Annotated in this window: 21 protein-coding genes; 17 read left to right on the top strand and 4 right to left on the bottom strand. The window is 69.6% G+C overall.

Features of this window, described 5'->3' with window-relative positions; genetic code table 11:
• Window positions 1-30 precede the first annotated feature (30 nt).
• The 7 genes from AB1578_14480 to chrA all read left to right on the top strand — a co-directional run bounded on the left by AB1578_14480 (window position 31) and on the right by chrA (window position 8,064).
• Window positions 31-1,251, top strand: a complete 1,221-nt coding sequence (locus AB1578_14480; protein ID MEW6489110.1) for a hypothetical protein — start codon at window positions 31-33, stop codon at window positions 1,249-1,251.
• Between the two features lie 16 nt (window positions 1,252-1,267).
• On the top strand, window positions 1,268-2,104 hold the full coding sequence (locus AB1578_14475; GenBank protein MEW6489109.1) for a cytochrome C: 837 nt from the start codon (window positions 1,268-1,270) through the stop codon (window positions 2,102-2,104).
• A 160-nt stretch (window positions 2,105-2,264) separates the two neighbouring features.
• A complete protein-coding gene (locus AB1578_14470) occupies window positions 2,265-5,387 on the top strand; it encodes a multiheme c-type cytochrome (protein MEW6489108.1) in 3,123 nt (1,040 codons plus the stop codon).
• A 97-nt stretch (window positions 5,388-5,484) separates the two neighbouring features.
• Window positions 5,485-5,862 (top strand): hypothetical protein, encoded by a 378-nt coding sequence (locus AB1578_14465; GenBank protein ID MEW6489107.1) that lies wholly within the window; start codon window positions 5,485-5,487, stop codon window positions 5,860-5,862.
• A 217-nt stretch (window positions 5,863-6,079) separates the two neighbouring features.
• A complete protein-coding gene (locus AB1578_14460; GenBank protein MEW6489106.1) occupies window positions 6,080-6,466 on the top strand; it encodes a nitroreductase in 387 nt (128 codons plus the stop codon).
• A 46-nt stretch (window positions 6,467-6,512) separates the two neighbouring features.
• On the top strand, window positions 6,513-6,875 hold the full coding sequence (locus tag AB1578_14455; GenBank protein ID MEW6489105.1) for a PadR family transcriptional regulator: 363 nt from the start codon (window positions 6,513-6,515) through the stop codon (window positions 6,873-6,875).
• A gap of 19 nt (window positions 6,876-6,894) precedes the next feature.
• Window positions 6,895-8,064 carry a chromate efflux transporter gene (gene chrA, locus AB1578_14450; protein ID MEW6489104.1) on the top strand — a complete coding sequence of 390 codons (1,170 nt, stop codon included), beginning with the start codon at window positions 6,895-6,897 and terminating at the stop codon, window positions 8,062-8,064.
• Between the two features lie 37 nt (window positions 8,065-8,101).
• Here the strand turns inward: chrA and AB1578_14445 are convergent, their stop codons facing one another.
• Window positions 8,102-8,299, bottom strand: a complete 198-nt coding sequence (locus AB1578_14445; protein MEW6489103.1) for a hypothetical protein — start codon at window positions 8,297-8,299, stop codon at window positions 8,102-8,104.
• A gap of 54 nt (window positions 8,300-8,353) precedes the next feature.
• Here AB1578_14445 and AB1578_14440 point away from each other — a divergent pair, with 54 nt between their 5' ends.
• The 9 genes from AB1578_14440 to AB1578_14400 all read left to right on the top strand — a co-directional run bounded on the left by AB1578_14440 (window position 8,354) and on the right by AB1578_14400 (window position 14,493).
• On the top strand, window positions 8,354-9,034 hold the full coding sequence (locus AB1578_14440; GenBank protein MEW6489102.1) for a metalloregulator ArsR/SmtB family transcription factor: 681 nt from the start codon (window positions 8,354-8,356) through the stop codon (window positions 9,032-9,034).
• Window positions 9,035-9,071: 37 nt separating this feature from the next.
• On the top strand, window positions 9,072-10,145 hold the full coding sequence (locus AB1578_14435; GenBank protein ID MEW6489101.1) for a 4Fe-4S dicluster domain-containing protein: 1,074 nt from the start codon (window positions 9,072-9,074) through the stop codon (window positions 10,143-10,145).
• A 22-nt stretch (window positions 10,146-10,167) separates the two neighbouring features.
• Window positions 10,168-10,875, top strand: coding sequence for a TVP38/TMEM64 family protein (locus tag AB1578_14430; protein ID MEW6489100.1), 708 nt, complete (start codon window positions 10,168-10,170; stop codon window positions 10,873-10,875).
• A 32-nt stretch (window positions 10,876-10,907) separates the two neighbouring features.
• Complete coding sequence (locus AB1578_14425; protein MEW6489099.1) at window positions 10,908-11,384, top strand: glycine/sarcosine/betaine reductase selenoprotein B family protein; 477 nt, start codon at window positions 10,908-10,910, stop codon at window positions 11,382-11,384.
• Between the two features lie 69 nt (window positions 11,385-11,453).
• Window positions 11,454-11,663: a hypothetical protein gene (locus AB1578_14420; GenBank protein MEW6489098.1), complete on the top strand. Its 210-nt coding sequence runs from the start codon at window positions 11,454-11,456 to the stop codon at window positions 11,661-11,663.
• Window positions 11,664-11,714: 51 nt separating this feature from the next.
• Window positions 11,715-12,542, top strand: coding sequence for a nucleoside phosphorylase (locus tag AB1578_14415; GenBank protein MEW6489097.1), 828 nt, complete (start codon window positions 11,715-11,717; stop codon window positions 12,540-12,542).
• Window positions 12,543-12,627: 85 nt separating this feature from the next.
• A complete protein-coding gene (locus AB1578_14410; protein MEW6489096.1) occupies window positions 12,628-13,308 on the top strand; it encodes a methyltransferase domain-containing protein in 681 nt (226 codons plus the stop codon).
• Window positions 13,301-13,609, top strand: a complete 309-nt coding sequence (locus AB1578_14405) for a DnaJ domain-containing protein (protein MEW6489095.1) — start codon at window positions 13,301-13,303, stop codon at window positions 13,607-13,609. The genes AB1578_14410 and AB1578_14405 overlap by 8 nt, the downstream gene beginning before the upstream one ends.
• A 170-nt stretch (window positions 13,610-13,779) precedes the next feature.
• The gene (locus AB1578_14400) at window positions 13,780-14,493 is read left to right on the top strand and encodes a gamma-glutamyl-gamma-aminobutyrate hydrolase family protein (protein MEW6489094.1); all 714 of its coding nucleotides are present in this window, start codon (window positions 13,780-13,782) and stop codon (window positions 14,491-14,493) included.
• 146 nt (window positions 14,494-14,639) lie between these two features.
• Here the strand turns inward: AB1578_14400 and AB1578_14395 are convergent, their stop codons facing one another.
• The 3 genes from AB1578_14395 to AB1578_14385 all read right to left on the bottom strand — a co-directional run bounded on the left by AB1578_14395 (window position 14,640) and on the right by AB1578_14385 (window position 16,395).
• Window positions 14,640-14,783, bottom strand: a complete 144-nt coding sequence (locus tag AB1578_14395) for a hypothetical protein (protein MEW6489093.1) — start codon at window positions 14,781-14,783, stop codon at window positions 14,640-14,642.
• A 5-nt stretch (window positions 14,784-14,788) separates the two neighbouring features.
• Window positions 14,789-15,415: a sigma-70 family RNA polymerase sigma factor gene (locus AB1578_14390; protein ID MEW6489092.1), complete on the bottom strand. Its 627-nt coding sequence runs from the start codon at window positions 15,413-15,415 to the stop codon at window positions 14,789-14,791.
• Between the two features lie 119 nt (window positions 15,416-15,534).
• Window positions 15,535-16,395: a sterol desaturase family protein gene (locus AB1578_14385; protein MEW6489091.1), complete on the bottom strand. Its 861-nt coding sequence runs from the start codon at window positions 16,393-16,395 to the stop codon at window positions 15,535-15,537.
• 628 nt (window positions 16,396-17,023) lie between these two features.
• Here AB1578_14385 and AB1578_14380 point away from each other — a divergent pair.
• Window positions 17,024-17,336: hypothetical protein (locus AB1578_14380; protein MEW6489090.1), on the top strand; the 313-nt coding region annotated here is incomplete at its 3' end.

Genomic DNA, 17,336 nt, shown 5'->3' with positions numbered 1-17,336 from the left:
GGAGCGGCACGAACGGGACGAGGAGGGAGCATGAACGGTTGGCTGCGATCCGCCTGCTGTGCCGCCCTGGCGGCCCTGGGGGCGGGGTTGGGGATTCCGGGCGGGGCGCTGGGGGCGTCGGTCTCCGGCTCGGCGAGCACGGTCGTCGAGTGGTTCGACGACGCCGACGGGGACACCTCCGTTCCCGTCTATCAGTACCTGCTCCTGAACGCCCGCGACCTGGGTGCCTCGGGGTGGAACGTTCGGGGGTACGGCCGGCTCGGGGCCGACCTGGCAGACGAGACCGACGCCGACAGCCGGCTCTACTATGCGTACCTGGAGAAGGCCGACCTCCTGACCAACCTGGATTTCCGACTGGGCCGCCAATTCGTGTCTACCACCGCGGGGGCGTCGGTGCTCGACGGCCTCGACCTCAGGTACCGCAACCTGGGGCCCCTGGGGCTTCGGCTCTTCGGGGGCGGCGACGTCACCGAGTACGAGTCGTACCGTCCCCACAAGGACGTGATCTGGGGTGCCGAGGTGTCGGGCCGCTTCCTGGAGACCCTGGACCTGAGGGTCTCGTACCTGCAGAAGTGGGACGGCAGCGCCCTGGCGCGCGAGCTCATCGGGGCGGACGCGAGCTACGTGTTTCGCGACATGCTGAGCGTGTTCGCGGAGGCCCAGTTCAACTATCTCTCCAACGCGGTCTCCTACTTCCTGGCGGGGGCCAAGTACCACCGCAGCCCCGCCTGGTATCTGCGGGCGGAGTACCTCTACTCCCTGCCGGTGTTCGACTCCACGTCCATCTATTCGGTCTTCGCGGTCTCGGAGTACGAGCACGTGCAGGGCGAGCTCGGCTACAACATCGCCCGCGGGCTTCGGACCTTCGCGCTCTACACGCGCGAGCTCTACGAGGACTACGCCGACGCCAACGTCTACGAGGCCGGGATCGAGAAACTTCGGACCGGGCGGTTTTCGGGATACCTGACCGGCGTCTGGCGCGACGACGAGGACGGCCAGGACCTGCGGGGCTTCAAGGCGCGGGCGGCGTACCTCTTTCACCGAACCCTCGAGGGCGGGGTGGGGCTGCACGTGGACGTGTTCGAGCGGGACCTCGACGACCAGGACGACACCACGGCCAAGCGCTACTGGGCCGACGTCACGGCGTACCTGAGCCGAAGAGTCAACGTGCAGGCCAAGGTGGAGCGGGTCGAGAGCGACCTCTGGGACCACTACAACCGGGGCCGCGTCCGCCTCAACGTCCTCTTCTAGAAAAGGAGCCTGTCCGATGAAGCGATTCGCAATCCTGCTGGCGGCCGGCGCGCTCCTCGCGGCCGGAACGGCCCAGGCCGTGGACGACTTCCGCCACGACGCGCACCTGGCCTACACGCAGGGCGAGGCGTGCACCATCTGCCACGCCCCCGAGGACCGCACCGTCGTGCCCCCAGCCGAGAGGTGCCTGGAGTGCCACGACCGGGACTTCGTGAGCGCGGTGCGGATCCCGGGCACGGCCACCCACGGTCCCCTCTGGACCTTCCAGCACAGCCGAGAGGCCAGGGGCCAAACCTACGACTGCGCGGCGTGCCACCAGCAGAGTTTCTGCACCGAGTGCCACAAGTCGGGATTCGCCGACGAGCAGGGAAGCTTCGGCAACGCCATGAACAACGTGCACCGGTCCGACTTCCACGTCACCCACCCCATTGCGGCCCGCACCGACCCCTGGCTGTGCGCGAGCTGCCACGAGAGCCGGTTCTGCACCGACTGCCACGCCGACTTCCGCACCCGGGGCAGCGGCCCGTCCCACCGGCGCACCTTCGGTCTGGGCGGGGGCGGGGGCATCGAGGCCATCCACCGGGGCATGACCCCCGGGACCGCCTGCGATGTGTGCCATCTCCAGGACTCGGTCGCGCCGAGCTTCCACGAGTGGCAGGCCGGGCACGCCCGGGAGGCGCGCAAGAACCTGGTTACCTGCCAGGCGTGCCACCCCGGGGGCGACACCTGCCTCAAGTGCCACAGCGCCAAGGGCGGCGCGGGCGGCTTCAGCCCCCACGGGAAGGGCTGGGGGGATCGGGCCGGCCGCCTGGACCGGGCGAGCGACGGCCGCACGTGCCGGAAGTGCCACTGATGGTCGGCCCCCCGCGGGGCTGGTGGGAAGAGCGGCGGAGAGCCCAGTCCAGGGGCGCGGTATCGACCCCCGGGCTGTGAGACGAGCCAGACAGGAGGCGGAAATGGGGAACACGGGCAAGGGGGCAGCGGGTGCCACCCACCACAGAGAGGGAACGAACATGAGGAGAGGAAGACTCGTCGTCGTGGGGTCGCTGTTCCTGGGGGCTGCGTTCATCCTGGCAGGCTGCGGGTCCTCGGGCTCCGGGGAGACAACCGTCGCCCCCAGGGTCCCGGCGGTGTACGTGGGCCCCGAGCGCTGCGGGGCGTGCCACGTGGACGCCTACAACCAGTGGAAGACGAGCTGGCACACGCTGAAGGCCACCTACGGGCCCGCCTTCGAGGGGCGAAGCGCCGGCACGGCGAACGTCAACCCGTGGGTGCGGGACAACTGGGGCAGCCTCAAGTCGCACCTGATCCTGGACCAGGCCAGCCAGGCGCTCATCGACGCGAATCCCGGCATCGTCGCGTCGGGAGACCTGATCCTCACGAAGAGGAAGTACGACCTTGGCGAGGTGGCCATCGTGGTCGGGGCCACCCGCAAGCAGCGCTACGCGGTGTACTACGACGGGGGACCCGTCCCGGAGGCCTACGTGGCCTACACCACCAACGGGGGCATCCGCTACGACATCAAGGTCGACCCCGCGACCAACGAGCCCTACACGATCTCCTTTCCCGGCAACCGGGCCCGGGCCGGCTACAACTTCCTCTTCATCGAGGTCGGCCTGACCGGAGACAACGCTGCACCGAGCGCCAACAACTACGGAGAGTGGCGCTCCTGGCAGGAGCGCTGCATCGGCTGCCACACCACCGGCTTCGAACCCGAGGCCTGGAACGAGGCCAAGGCGGCCTACGTGGCGGGCGAGCGCGCCGATCTCAAGGACCTCTTCGTCGCGGACATCCGCATCTCCTGCGAGTCCTGCCACGGCCCCGGCGCGGTTCACGCGGAATCGCGCAGGAAAGCCGACATCATCCATCCTGCCGAGCTCGGCGGCGCCGAGCGCCTGGCCGTGTGCGGCCAGTGCCACACCCGCACCCAGACCAACACCGCCCACGGGCAGGGAGCCAACGACAACCGGGGCTTCGTGCTGGGGGGCGAGAAGACCCTGATGGAGGTCTTCGACTACACCCGGCCGGCCTGGGGCGACGGCAACCGCCAGGTGTCCATCGACGGCAAGGGGCGCCGCGACCACCAGCAGGACATGGACCTCTTGCTGACGGCCTACGTCAACGACGAGCTCGACCGTGGCCTGCCTTCGAATCCCCACGGGGGCCAGGCGTGCTTCGACTGCCACGACGCCCACGGCGTGGGCGGGGGCGTTCCCCTGCGGGCCTCCGGGCAGCCGCACCTGCTCGTCAAGAACGACCCGGACGGCCGCATCCGCCTCAAGGCCACCCGGGAACAGCTCTGCGGAGCGTGCCATGCGGGTCAGGTGGACGAGTACCTCCAGGTGCTCAACGGCACCGACGGCTGGGCCCAGGCCTTCGGCTGGCCCTGGAACGGGGTGGCCACCTGGAACAACGAGCGGGGCCGCGGCGACCGCAAGCAGCACATCTTCTCCACCGACGGAGAAGGCCGAAGCCTCGGCCTGTACCCCGAGGAGTACATCTGGGCGTACCGGGGCACCGACCCGGCCGTCAAGGCCAACTACCGGGCGATCTGGCCCTGGGAGAGGGACAAGTTCGCCGCCGACGGCTTCGTGATCCAGTACGGCGCCGCCCCCTGGGCCGGGCAGACCACCGACGGACAGCGAGCGCCGCTCGCGATGACGGCCGGGTTCGCCGGGCCCGGCGCCTGCGTGGCGTGCCACAAGTCGGCCCACAACGAGTGGAAGAAGAGCTGGCACACCCTGAAGGCCACCTACGGGCCTGCCTTCGAGGGGCGCAGTGCCGGCACCGCCAACATCAACCCCTGGGTGCGGGACAACTGGGACGCCCTCCTCTCCCACCTGATCCTGGACCAGGCGAGCGCTGGCCTGATCGCGGCCAACCCCGGCGTGGTCGCCTCCGGGGACCTGATCCTCACGAAGAGGAAATACAATATCGACGAAGTTGCCATCGTCGTCGGCGCCACCCGCAAGCAGCGCTACGCGGTCTACTATGACGGCGGCCCGGTGGAGGAGGCCTACGTGGCCTACACCACCAACGGCGGCATCCGCTACGACATCAAGATGGACCCCGCCACCGGCGAGCCCTACGTCATCTCCTACCCCGGCAACCGGGCACGGGCCGGCTACAACTTCCTCTTCATCGAGATCGGCCTGACCGGGGCGACCCCCGCGCCCAGCAGCAACAACTACGGTGAGTTCCGCTCCTGGCAGGAGCGCTGCATCGGCTGCCATACCACGGGCTTCGACCCCGAGGGGTGGAAGGCCGCCAAGGAGAAGTACGTCGCCGGCGATCCTTCCCAGACGCACCTCAAGGACCTCTTCGTGGCCGACATCCGGGTGTCCTGCGAGTCCTGCCATGGCCCCGGGGCCCAGCATGCGGCAACTCGAAACCCGGACCACGTCATCCACCCGGCCGATCTCACCGGTGCCGAGCGCCAGGCCGTGTGCAGCCAGTGCCACACCCGCACCCAGAGCAACACCCTTTACGGACAGGGGGCCAATGACAACCGGGGCTTCGTGCTGGGCGGAAGCCTGGGGCTCATGGACGTGTTCGAGTACACGCGTCCCGCCTGGGGCGACGGCAACCGGCAGGTGTCCATCGACGGCAAGGGCCGGCGCGACCACCAGCAGGACATGGACATCCTGCTCACGGACTACATCCGCGGCGGCAGTTCCCTCCACGGGTCCCAGGCCTGCTTCGACTGCCACAACGCCCACGGCGTGGGGAGCAACGTGGCCCTGGGGCCAGCGGGTCAGGAGCACCTCCTCGTCAAGAACGACCCCGACGGCCTGATCCGCCTGAGCGCTCCCCGGGAACAGTTGTGCGGGAGCTGCCACTTCGACACGGCCAGGGTCCTCGACGTCCTGAACGGCACGAAGGGCTGGACCCAGACGTACGGCTGGCCCTGGAACGGCGTCGCCACCTGGAACAACGAGCGCGGCCGGGGCGACCGTAAGCAACACATCTTCGCCACCGACCGGGAGGGCCGGAGCTTCGGTCTGCACCCCGCCGAGTACCTCTGGGCCTACATGGGCGGCGACCGTGCCCTGAAGGCGAGCTACCGGGCCATCTGGCCTTGGGAGGCGGGCCGCTACGCGGAGGTCGTCGTGGGCGAGGCGCCCTGGCTCCCGTAGGCGCGGCGGGCAGACCCCGGCCTTGCTGGGACTCGACCGGACGCCGATAGATCACGCCGCCCCCGAACGGGGGCGGCGTTGTCTTTGTACGTCCAGCATGATCATCCGCGTGGCGGTGGAAGTCCTCCCGCGAGCAGGTCACAACTGCGCCGAGTGCCACGCCGATGTGGCCAGGTCGTTCGTGAAGAACGTGCACAACAGCGGCACCAAGGCCTGCGTCAACTGCCACATGCACAAGGCGACCCGATCGGCGATCACCGTGGCTACCTACATCGGCGACATCCGCACCCACATCTTCCGCATCAACACCGACCCCAACGCCTCCATGTTTCGCGACGTGAAGAGCCCCGACGGCACGACGAAGACCTTCGCGGAACCCTTCGTCACCGTGGAGTATGCCTGCCTTTCCTGCCACGCGCAGCGGGACAAGGCGTGGGCGGCCTCCAACGCCAAGGGCTACCACAAGAAGCCGTAAGAGGCCTCGCACGCCCCTCTCCCCCGCCCGGGGGAGAGGGGCTTCGGCGCCGGAGCCCCAACCGACTCTCGCCCCCGCCCCCCTTGAAGTCCTCGGCCACGGCCAGAGGCGATGCCCGGTTTCTCGGCCAGGAACGTCTCGAATCTTGACTGGCGTCGCGAAGAGCTGTATAACGATGACCGTCTTCGGCGTTCGACTACGAAAACGGAAATATCCCATGGCTGCGACCCCTCGGGGGCCCCAATGCCGTTCCCCTTCTCGCCAAGTCGTCTGCAATACCTGCACCGTCCGCCTCGTGGACCTGGCCTACCGGCGCGCCTGGTGGTTTCGGTGGGTGCGCAAGCCGCTTACGGTGGGCATGAAGGTGCTGGCGGCCTGGCACGGGATCGACGCCCTCGACTACTCCGTGCGCACCCCCGCCTGTCGCGGCTGCACCCGGTTCCTCAAGACCGCCCTCAAGGAGGAGTCGGCTGCCTTCCGGTGGCTCAACGGCCGGGTCAACCCCGTCTTCGACCGACTGCTCGAGACCGTGGTCACCGGAAAAGAGGTGCAGGAGGCCAAGCGCTTCGCCCGGGAGGCGACCCACGATACGCGCAAGTCGTGACTCGGAACCGGCAACTGGGAACCGTGAACGCGAAGGGAGACCCGCCATGGACGAAGCAAGCCGCCGCGCGGTGCAGCGCGAGATCCTGCTTGCCTTCTGGAAGGTCCACATTCTCCATCACGCCGGGCAGGGGCCGGTGGTCGGGCAGTGGATGCTCCAGGAGCTTCGCCGCCACGGCTACGAGGTGAGCCCGGGGACGCTCTACCCCCTGCTGCACCGCCTGGAGGGCCTCGGGTGGCTGCGGTGCGAGACGGACCCGGCCGGCGGGCCCAAGGCGCGGCGTTCCTACTTCCTGACCCCCGAGGGGCGGGAGGCCCTGGACGCGGTGGAGGCACAGCTCGGGGAGCTCGTCGGGGAGGGTCGCCTGCGGGAAGGCGCCGGATCCCATCCTGTGAACCGGGCTTCGTAGGGACGGGGGGAGGCGGACGATGGCGGGCGAGCGGCGGGACGACGGGGGGCGCGTTCGGGAGGTGGCAGGGGTCTTCCTGCGGCTCGGGGCCACGGCCTTCGGGGGGCCCGCCGCCCACGTGGCCCTCATGGACCGGGAGATCGTGGAGCGCCGGGGCTGGGTGGACCGGCAGACCTTCCTCGACCTCCTGGCCGCGACGAATCTCATCCCCGGGCCCAACTCCACCGAGATGGCCATCCACCTGGGCTACCACCGGGCGGGGGTGAGGGGCCTGGTGGCGGCGGGGGTGTGCTTCATCGTCCCGGCCATGCTCATCGTCCTGGGGTTTGCGTGGTTCTATCGCGAGTACGGGAGCCTTCCCCAGGTGGAGTGGGTCCTCTGGGGCATCAAGCCCGTGATCCTCGCCGTCGTCGCCCAGGCCCGGTGGGGCCTGGGAAAGACGGCTCTTCGGGGATGGCCACCCGCGGCCCTCGCCGCAGCCGTGGCCGCGGGCTCGCTCCTCGGGGCGGGCGAGGTGACGCTGCTGCTCGGGGCGGGCCTCGCCTCCATCGCCGCGGCGCGGGTGCGACATTGGGCCGCCCCAGGGGCGGGCCTCGCGCTCCTGTGGCCGGCGGCGGCCGAGGCGGCCGGGGCGGTGGGAGCCATGGGGGGCGCGGCGGTGGCTCCGACGCTGGCGAAGCTCACTCTCTTCTTCCTCAAGGTGGGCTCGGTCCTCTACGGCAGCGGCTACGTGCTGCTGGCGTTCCTCCAGGCCGACCTGGTGGACCGCTGGGGCTGGCTGACCTCCACTGAGCTCCTCGACGCGGTGGCGGTGGGCCAGTTCACCCCGGGGCCCGTCTTCACCACCGCGACCTTTGTCGGCTACCTGGTGGCGGGCCTCCCCGGGGCGCTCCTGGCCACGGGGGGCATCTTCCTGCCGTCCTTCCTCTTCGTGGGTCTTCTCTCCCCGCTCGTGCCCCGCATGCGGCGTTCACGCATCCTGGCCTCGTTCCTCGACGGGGTGGTGGCGGGGTCCTTCGCCCTCATGGCGGTCGTCACCTGGTACCTGGGCCGGGCCGCCCTCCCCGACCCCTGGACCTGGCTCCTGGCCCTGGGGAGCCTCGGGGTTCTCCTGCGCTGGCGGGTGAACTCCGCCTGGCTCGTTGCCGCCGGGGGGGTGGCCGGGCTGTTGCGCTACCTGGCAGGATAGATTCCCCGGTCCTTCCCGCGCCTCCACGGCCCCAGTCCTACACCGTGGTTCGGAGCCTCTCCAGCACCGCAAGGATCTCCTCCTTGGTGGGGTAGCGGCATCGGCCGCCCTCGTGGCCCGCCCCGTGGAGGAGGGGGACGAAGGGGGTCGAGGAGTTGTAGTCGAGATAGATCCGGTTTTCGGCAATTTCCGGGCCTCCTGCGCGGTGGAGAACGGGCGACGACTTCCTTGACAAGGCAGTGCAGATCGCGTATTCAAGCAATCACTTGATTACGCGACGAGGTGCCCCATGTCAAGCGAGAAGCGGCGGTTCAAAGACGCGATCTACGAGCAGTTTGCCCGCATCGGCAAGGCGGTTTCGAGCCCGCGGCGGCTGGAGCTCCTCGACCTCCTCTGCCAGGGGGAGCGAACCGTGGAGGCCCTGGCCCGGCAGGCCGGCATCACGGTGGCCAACGCTTCCCAGCACCTCCAGGTCCTTCGGGCGGCCCACCTCGTGGAGGCGGAAAAGCACGGCCTCTACGTCACCTACCGCCTCGGTGATCCGGCGGTCTGCGAGTTCTTCCGCTCCATGCGAGCGCTCGCCGAGGCCCGCCTGGCCGAGGTGACTTCCACGGCCCGGAAGTTCTTCGAGGGGACCGGCGGGTTCGAGCCGGTGGACCGGCAGGCCCTTCTGGAGAGGGTCCGGGAGGGGGCCGCCACGGTCATCGACGTGCGACCCGAAGAGGAGTACCGGTCGGCCCACATCGGGGGTGCGGTCTCGATTCCGCTTGCCGAGCTTCGCCGACGGCTCGCGGAGCTGCCGAAAGACCGCGAGATCGTGGCCTACTGCCGGGGGCCTTACTGCGTGCTCGCGGCCGAGGCGGTGGAGGTGCTCCGGGCCGAAGGGTACCGGGCGGTGCGCCTGGAGGACAGTGTCCAGGACTGGCGCGCCCGGGGATTTCCGGTCGAGACCGCCTCGGAGCCCGGCTGATACCGATCGCCTTTCTCCCCTCGAGAAGGAACGTGTGATGCCCGAAGCTGCGGCCCGGCAGGTGCTTGCCGCCCCTGAGGAGAGTCCGCCCCGCGACGGCCGAGCCGCCCCAGGGAGAGGCGAGCGGGTCCGCTCCCTGGCTGGAGCGGGTGCGAGCCGCGGCTTCCAGGTCGCGAGCGCCCTCGCGCTGGTCTGGTACTTCTCGAGCTACTTCTTCCCCATCGAGGTCTCCTTCGCTGGAAGAGAGGTGGTCGTCAACGCCGGCGCGGGCGCCTACCTGATCCCCCTCTTCGGGCTCTATCGCTACCGGGTGGAGGCCGACGCCTACCAGCGCAGGCGCATCCTCTGGGTCGTGGGGCTCTACCTCCTGCTCTGGGTCGTCGTCCCCGGCCTCTTCGGCTACCGCGAGGCGATCCCCCAGCTCGACGGGCGCGTGCGGGTCTTCCCGGCGATCCACTACGTGGAGTCCCTGGGATTCTTCCTTTTCTTCGTGCCCATCTTCTTCCTGGGGCGGCGGGCTGACTGCGGCTGGTGCTGCCCGTGCGTGGCCTCGCGCGAGACTTTCGCGGCGGCCTTCCGGGACACGACGCCGAAGGGGGAGGGGTGGTGGCGGCTTCGCTACCTCAAGTACGCGAACACGGCCGCGGTGCTCCTGTACCTCGGGGCCGTCCTCGCGCTTCCCGCCACCGCCCGGGAAGTTTACGGCGAACCGCTCTACGCCTACCTCCTGGGCGGCTATTACCTGAGCTTCCTCCTGATTCCCTGGACGGGGAATCGGAACTTCTGCCGCTGGGGCTGCCCCTGGGGTGGAATCTGGGGGATTCTGGGGTACCTGGGGCTATACCGGCTTCGCGCCGACCCGGAGCGCTGCACCCAGTGCGGGCTGTGCGAGAAGGTCTGCGACATGGGGATCCCGGTGCGCCGGTACATTCGGGAGAAGGGGGCGGTGCGCACCCCCGAGTGCATGGGGTGCGGCCGGTGCGTGAGCGTCTGCCCGGTGGGGGCGCTGGAGATCCGGGACGTGCGGGATTGGCTGCGGGGCCGGCGGGCCGGCAGGGTTTCGTCCGGAGAAGCCGCCCCGAGGCCTGCGGCTGAAGCGGAGACTGGTTAGCAGCGGCTAGCGGAGGAACGAGATGGACGTAAAGAAGGCGACCGGGCCGTTTGGGCCGTGGCTTCGAGCCGGGACCCTGCTGGCCGTCGTGGTCGCGGGGGTGGCGGGGTTTCGCCTCCTGGGTCTTGCCGAGTACCTGCGCCCCTCCAATTTCCAGAGCCTGGCGCAGGCCGTAGAAGGCCTGGGGTGGATCGGTCCTCTCGCCTACGTGCTCCTCTGGGTCGCTGCCTGCATGTTCTTCGTACCCGGCCTTCCGGTCACCCTCCTCGGCGCCGCCGTCTTCGGGGCCTGGCAGGGGCTCCTCTGGGTCACCGTGGGGGCGAACCTCGGTGCCGTGGCGGCCTTTCTCGCGGGAAGATACGCCGCGAGGCCCCTGGTGGAGAGCTGGGCCGGCCGAAATCCCTACATCGCCAAGATCGAAGAGGGCGTGGCGCGGCACGGCTGGCGGATGCTCCTCGTGACCCGGCTGGTGCCGCTCTTCCCGTTCAACCTGCAAAACTATGCCTACGGCCTCACCCCGATCCGCGTCGGGACCTACTCCGTCGTGACCTTCCTCTGCATGCTGCCCGCGTCGGCCGCCTACTGCTTTGCCGGCGGGGCGCTGGTCAGCGGCCAGGGGAGTCTGGGGAAGACGCTCGGGTACCTGGCCGTTGCCGCAGGCTTCTTCGTGGCCGCCTCCCTGGTGCCGGGCTGGGTCCGCCGGAGGTACGGACCGGGAGATGCCGCATAATATCCCCCGAGTTCTCGAAGAGAGGAGCCGCGATGTCGAACCTGCTGAGCCAGACCCGGGACGCCCTGCGGAAGAAGTACCCGGGGTTCGAGTACGCGACCTTTCGCGACGCGCCCATCACCGCCCTGCGAAGACCCCTGGCGGAGAGCACGCTCGCGCTCGTCACCACCGGCGGCCTGCACCTGAAGACCGACCCTCCCTTCGACACCCGGCACCCGGAAGGGGACTGCTCCTACCGGGTCCTCCCAACCGACGTGCGGCACGAGGACATCGCGGTCTCGCACGAGTCCTACGATCACAGGTTCATCAACGAGGACCTCAGCTGCGTCTTCCCCATCGACCGGATGAGGGAGTACGTGCGCGAGGGCAGGATTGGCGCGCTTTCGGAGGAGCACGTGAGCTTCATGGGGCACATCTCCGTCACCGGTCTCCTCCTGGAGAACGCGCGAAAGGTCGGCCGTCGCCTCCGGGAGCTCAGTGCCGACGCCGCGTTCCTGACCCCCACCTGAACGCTCTGCAACCAGTCCGTAGGACTGGTCGCGAGGGGGTTGGAGGAGGCGGGGCTGAGCACCGTCTGCGTGACCTTTCGGCGAGACATCATCGAACTGGTGAAGCCGCCCCGGAGTCTCTTCGTGAAGTTCTCCCCCGGGAAACCCCTGGGAAATCCGAGGGATCGCGAGACCCAGCGGGCCATCATCGAGGCCGCCTTCGATCTGCTCGAGCGCCCGACCGCCGAGGCGACCATCGTCGACCTACCCTTTCGGCTCAAGAAGTTCGGCATGTTCTGACCTCGGTGACACCGGGCCGCCATTGCCGGCCCCCAGAGATGCAGGAGCGCCATGGTACGGCCCGCGATGGACGCGACAGCGCCCATCCTCTCCCACCCGACCGAAGAGCCCTCGGTGTTTCTGCCCGAGAACCTCCTCTTGCGGGCGAACGCCCTGAAAGGGCCGTCGGCCGGCATCCGGGGAGGAGGGATCCCGGTCTGCTGCGTGCTCGGCTTCGATGGCGAGCTGGTGCCCGTGGCCCGGGAGAAGCTGCGAGCCCGGCCCAGCCCGGCGTGGGCCTGCTTCCACACCGCGCTCCTCGTGATCGAGACGGACGGTTTCGAGATGGGGCTCATCGGGGGCACCGTGGGGGCACCCTTCGCCGTCCTGGTCGCGGAGCAACTGATCGCCTCGGGGTGCCGCCACATCATCGGGTACAGCTCGGCAGGGGCCATCACAGAGGGACTTCGGCTTCCCTGCCTCGTGGTGCCCGACCGCGCGCTGCGGGACGAAGGGACCTCGTACCACTATCTCGCCCCCGCGGCCTGGGTCGATGCGACCGGCGAGCTGCCCGCAGCGCTCGCCCGCCGGGCGGTGGGATGTGGGCTCCCCGTCCACCGGGGGCACACCTGGACCACCGACGCGCCCTACCGGGAGACCGAGAGCCAGGTCCTCCGGCACCGGGCGGCGGGGGTGCTCTCGGTCGAGATGGAGGCCGCGGCCCTCATGGCCCTGGCCCGGACCCGGGATGCAGAGATCGCCTCGCTGCTTTACGTGACGAACACCCTCGGGACGGGAGAGGCCGACTTCCACAAGGGGACCGCCGATATCCACGAGCGCGTCCTTGCGTGCTGCCGCGAAGCCTTCGCGGAGGGCATGGAACGGGAGGCGCAGCCGTGAGGGACCGCGGACTCGGGCCGGGTGCGTGGCGGTCGCGATGAGCCACTGCCGTGCCGAAGGGAGGAAGCCCACGGGGACGGCATCGGTGCCGTTCTCTTCGGTAGGCGCGATCTCGCCGGAGGCGTACGACACCTGGTACCAGACCCAGCGAGGCCGGTGGATCGGTAACGCCGAGTACCGCCTCCTGGTGCGCCTCCTCGCGCCCCAGACCGGCGAGACCCTGCTCGACGCGGGGTGCGGCACCGGGTACTTCACCCGCCGTTTCGCCGAGGGCTTGAGCGGCCGGGTGGTGGGGTTGGACCCGAGCGCTTTCTGGACGTCCTTCGCGCGAAGCCACGCAGGCAGTCGCGAGAGCTACGTTCGGGGTGTGGCGGAGGCGCTACCCTTTGCCGATGGCTCCTTCGATTTCACGGTCTCGGTCGCAGCCCTTTGTTTCGCCGAGGACGCTCGCAAAGCCGCGAGCGAAATCGTTCGGGTCACCCGACGGCGGTTTGCCGTCGGCCTCCTCAACCGGCAAAGCCTCCTCTATCGGCGGAAGGGAAAGGACGGCGGGTCCGGGAGCTACCGAGGGGCGGTCTGGCACCGGCCCCGGGAGGCGAAGGGCCTCTTCCGGGGACTGCTTGCCACCGACCTAAGCGTGCGCACGGCGGTCTTCCTCCCCTCGGGCAACCCCTGGGCGAGAGGTGCAGAGCGGCTGCTCCCCTCCTTCCTCCCGTGGGGTGGTCTCCTCGTCGTCTCCGGCCGCGGGGGGTCGCGTGATGGATGAGCGCTTCCTGACGCCCTACGCCGAGATCCGGGAGCTTCGCGCGAAGGCTCGACGGGTCCTCGGTGTGGGCGAGGACGCCGGACCGGAGCAGATCAAGCAGGCGTTTCGAACCCTGGCCCGACTGCGCCACCCGGACGTTACTTCCGTGGCGGGGGACTTCACGCAGGTGGTGAACGCCTACCTGGTGCTGACGCGGGGCGATCCGCGGGGGTTCGCGGTGGAACCTGCCCCCGAGCCCCGCGCCGTTCCTGAGACGGACGAGGCGTATCTGGCGTGGTGGAAGAAGCGGTTTGGGCCGTGAGCCGAGCGGCGCACCCCCTTCGGCCGGGTTCAAAGTCGAGGCCCCCAGCCGGGAGGCGGGGGCAACCACCGCCCGCGGGGCTGATGACGGGCTAGCGACGCCCCCTGTTCGGGCTATGGTCCTCCGCTCGGACAAAGGCACGGAGTTGGGCGCGATGAGGGAGTCCTTCCATGGGTGAACCGGCAAGTCGGGTCTACGTGATCCAGCACATCGAGTGGGAGCCCCCGGGGCGGATCTCCGAGGCCTTGGCGGGCCGCGGCGTCGAGCTGACGCCGATTCGGGTGTACGCCGGGGAGGCGGTGCCGCGGGAGATGGGGGACGCCGGGGCGCTCGTGGTCATGGGCGGCCCCATGGGGGTCTACGAGGAAGCCGAGCACCCGTTCCTGCGGGAGGAACTGCGCTTGATCGAGGACGCCCTGCGCCGCGAGCGGCCGATCCTCGGCACCTGCCTGGGGAGCCAGCTCCTCGCCGCAGCCCTGGGGGCCCGGGTGCGCCCGGGCCCCCGTAAGGAGCTCGGGTGGCACGAGGTGATCCTCACCCCGGAGGGCCGCGCCGACCCGCTGTGGGCGGAGGCACCGGATGTGTTCGCGGCCCTGCACTGGCATGGAGACGTCTTCGACCTGCCCCACGGAGCCATGCGGCTCGCCCGCTCGGAGCTCACCGAGACGCAATCCTTCCGCTACGGAACCTCGGCCTACGGACTGCTCTTCCACATGGAGGTCACCAAACCGATCGTGCAGGATTGGGTGACCCACTTCTCAGGCGAGCTCGGCGAGGCGGGTGTGTCGGGTGCGGAGGTCTTGGCCGGCGCCCGAGAGCATCTTGCGAACCTGCACCGCATCGGCGATGCCTGCTACGCCACCTGGTCGCGACTCGTGCCCTGACCCGGACTGTTTCTCCCCCAGGGAGCAGGAGGAGTTGTTGCAGCAGGGGTTCGATCTCGACCGCGGTCTGATCCATTCCTCCAGGAATCGGGGAGCCGGCCGGCCACCGGCGAACCCGTGGCCGGCCGGTCTTTCGTGGGGCGCGGTTACCGCTCCCCGGCTTTCGATGACCCCTGCTCCCGCCCTTCGCCCTGGGCCTTCCGGTCGTCCCGGGGCTCCGGGGTCTCGCGCTCCTGCGCGGCCTTGGCGTCCTTTCCCGGTTCCATGCATCCACAAGCGCAACGCTTCATCGTCCTCACCTCCCTTCCGTCAGGGTCTCCGGGCAACCGCAGCCCGGGCTGCCGCAGCGCTGCACGATCTCCTCGACCGCCTCGCCCGATCGGGTGTCCAACAGGAGAAGCTCCCTCACGAGCGGCTCCAGTGCCCGCCTGGCTTGTGCCCTCCCCTCGTGGAGCCGGCTCTTCACCGTCGTCCGGCGCAGGCCCAGCGCTTCGGCGATCTCGGCCTCGGAGCAGCCCCCCAGGTAGTGGAGGGCGAGCACCTCGCGGCTGCGCTCCGACACGGCGGCCAGTGTATCGACGATGATCCTTCGCACCTCGGCCCGCCGCGCCGCGCCTCCAGCGGCCAGGTCCTCCACCCCCAGGGCTTCGTCCAGGGGCGCCGTCGCCGGCTCGTGCCTCCGGTACCAGAGGCGGCAGGCGTTCTTGGCCACCTGACGGAGCCAGGGCAGAAACTTCCCGGGCTCCCGCAGGCTCGGGAGGTCCCGGTGTATGCTCAGGAAGACCTCCTGGGTGAGGTCCTCAGCGTCGCTCGGATTCCTGGACCCCGCCAAGCACAGGGCGTAGACGAACCGGCGGTAGCGGGCGACGAGATCCCGGAAGGCATCCGCATCACCGGCGGCTGCCCGGTGCAGAGTTTCCATGGCGTCCGCTCCTCTCAAGAGACACAGGTGCCGAAGGCACGGAAACGGTTGGGTCCTGGCTCTCTGCGACTAGCTGACCGATTTCTGGATGGGCCCGTTTGCGGAGGGCGCCCTCGCCGTCACTCCGCCAGTCGGGTGACCTCGTGCCTGGGGGTCGGCTCCCTCACCGCCATCGTCCCGTCCGGCCGCCGCCAGTAGCGGCGCTGCTCCCGAAACGGCGTGAGCAGGGTGCTCAACAGGCCGTTGTCCTCGGCGGCAGAGTAGGCCGGGATGCCGATGGCGACTTCGGCCTGGGGGACGTTGAGCCTCAGGGTCCGGTGCAGGCGGTCCCACCAGGGGAAGACGGATGAGTAGTTGGAGTTGGTCTCCTTCCACACCTGCGAGTGGTGGATGCCGTGCATCCGCGGGGTGACCAGAACCCGATTGAGCGGGCGCTCGAGACCGATGGGGAGCCGCAGGTTGCTGTGGTGGAAGAGGGTGTTGGCCTGGAAGACCAACTCGTAGGTCGCGTAGGCCCATACGGAAGGTCCGATCAGACCGATCTGGGCCACCCGGAAGGCCGAGGACAGGGCAAGCTCCCCGATGTGGAAGCGCAGGGCAGTGGAGACGTCCAGGTCCGGGTCCGTGTGGTGGACGTTGTGGAACCGCCAGAGGAGGGGGATGCGGTGGTTGGCCCGGTGCCACTCGTAGAAGGTGAGATCCATGAGGCAGAAGGCGAGGATCGGCCGGAGGGGGTCGGGGACCCAGGGCAGCCGGAGGAGTCCGAAGGAGGCCGAGCCGGTCCAGTCGAGCATGGCCTCGGCCGCCGGGCGCACGGTGAGGGAAACGGTGGCGAAGGCCAGGGCCGCGTAGGCGAGGTTCACGAGGAGGCGACCCCCCAGGGGACGCGTGGCCCGGCGTAAGGGAAACGCGCGCTCGAGCAGGAACAGGCCGAGGAGGAGTCCGGTGACCGCAGCAGCCGTGAAGAAGAATCCCGTCATCGCGTCTCCGTACCCAGCGCCCGCCCTCTCGAAGCACCCCACGGCCGGACCTCTCCCGACCCGACGGTATCAGGGGATGGCGATCAAGCAAGAGTTGCCGCGAGCATCCCGTCGCAACGCGTGACGGCGGCGCGCCGGCCTGCTTCGGCGCACTCGAGGTTGCCGCCGGGGCCGGAGGCTGAGACTGGGCGGGCCGAGAGCCTCTGGGGGATGTCCGGCGGCTGTCAGGTGGGGTAGAGACACCGCGGCATTGCCGGGTGGGAGGCGGGCAGATCGCGTGCTGTCTCCTCGACGCGACAGAGCGGCGGGGCGGGAAGACTACTGCCGCCTCGGGCTCATACAGCCGGTTTGGCTTGGCGTCAGGCCTCTGAGAGGCTTGGCGGGTGTGCCCGGATGCCGACAGGATGCGCCCGGGGGCGTTGGTCTGGCCGTTACCGCGGGGTCGACTTGCGGCGACCCGCCGGGGGCGGATCTTGCGGTGCCGTGGGGCCTTCCGGGACCACGCGACCCCTTTGCCCTCGGCGTGGGATGTTACGTGGCACGGGTCCTGCTAAGGCCGTGCCCTCCGAACCGGGGGGGCACGACCCGGCGCGGGTCCATGCCGGCGCCACACCGAAGGGAGAATCCGATGCAACGCACCCTGACCGTGAAACGCATTCTCTTCCTCCTGGCAACGGGCGTCGTGGCCGCCTTGCTCCTGGCGTTCATCGCCTGGGAGCCCGGCACCTACCACGCCGAGCAGGCCCGTGCCGAGGAGAAGGCCGTGCTCCTGTCCCTGGAGATCCAGGGCCCTTCCTCCGTGAACGCGCGCTCTGCAGAGCGCTTTACCCTCGCGGCCCGGTACAGCGACGGCACGGTGGCCGACGTCACCGACCGGGCCGAGTGGAGCATCGACTCGCCTTACGCGGCGCTGGCCGGCGGCGTGCTCGCGGTGCGCGACC

It is taken from the genome of Thermodesulfobacteriota bacterium, from assembly GCA_040756475.1.
Classification (GTDB): domain Bacteria; phylum Desulfobacterota; class Deferrisomatia; order Deferrisomatales; family JACRMM01; genus JBFLZB01.
Note: the sequence above shows the minus strand (reverse complement) of the source record. Positions and strands in the feature narration are given on the sequence as shown.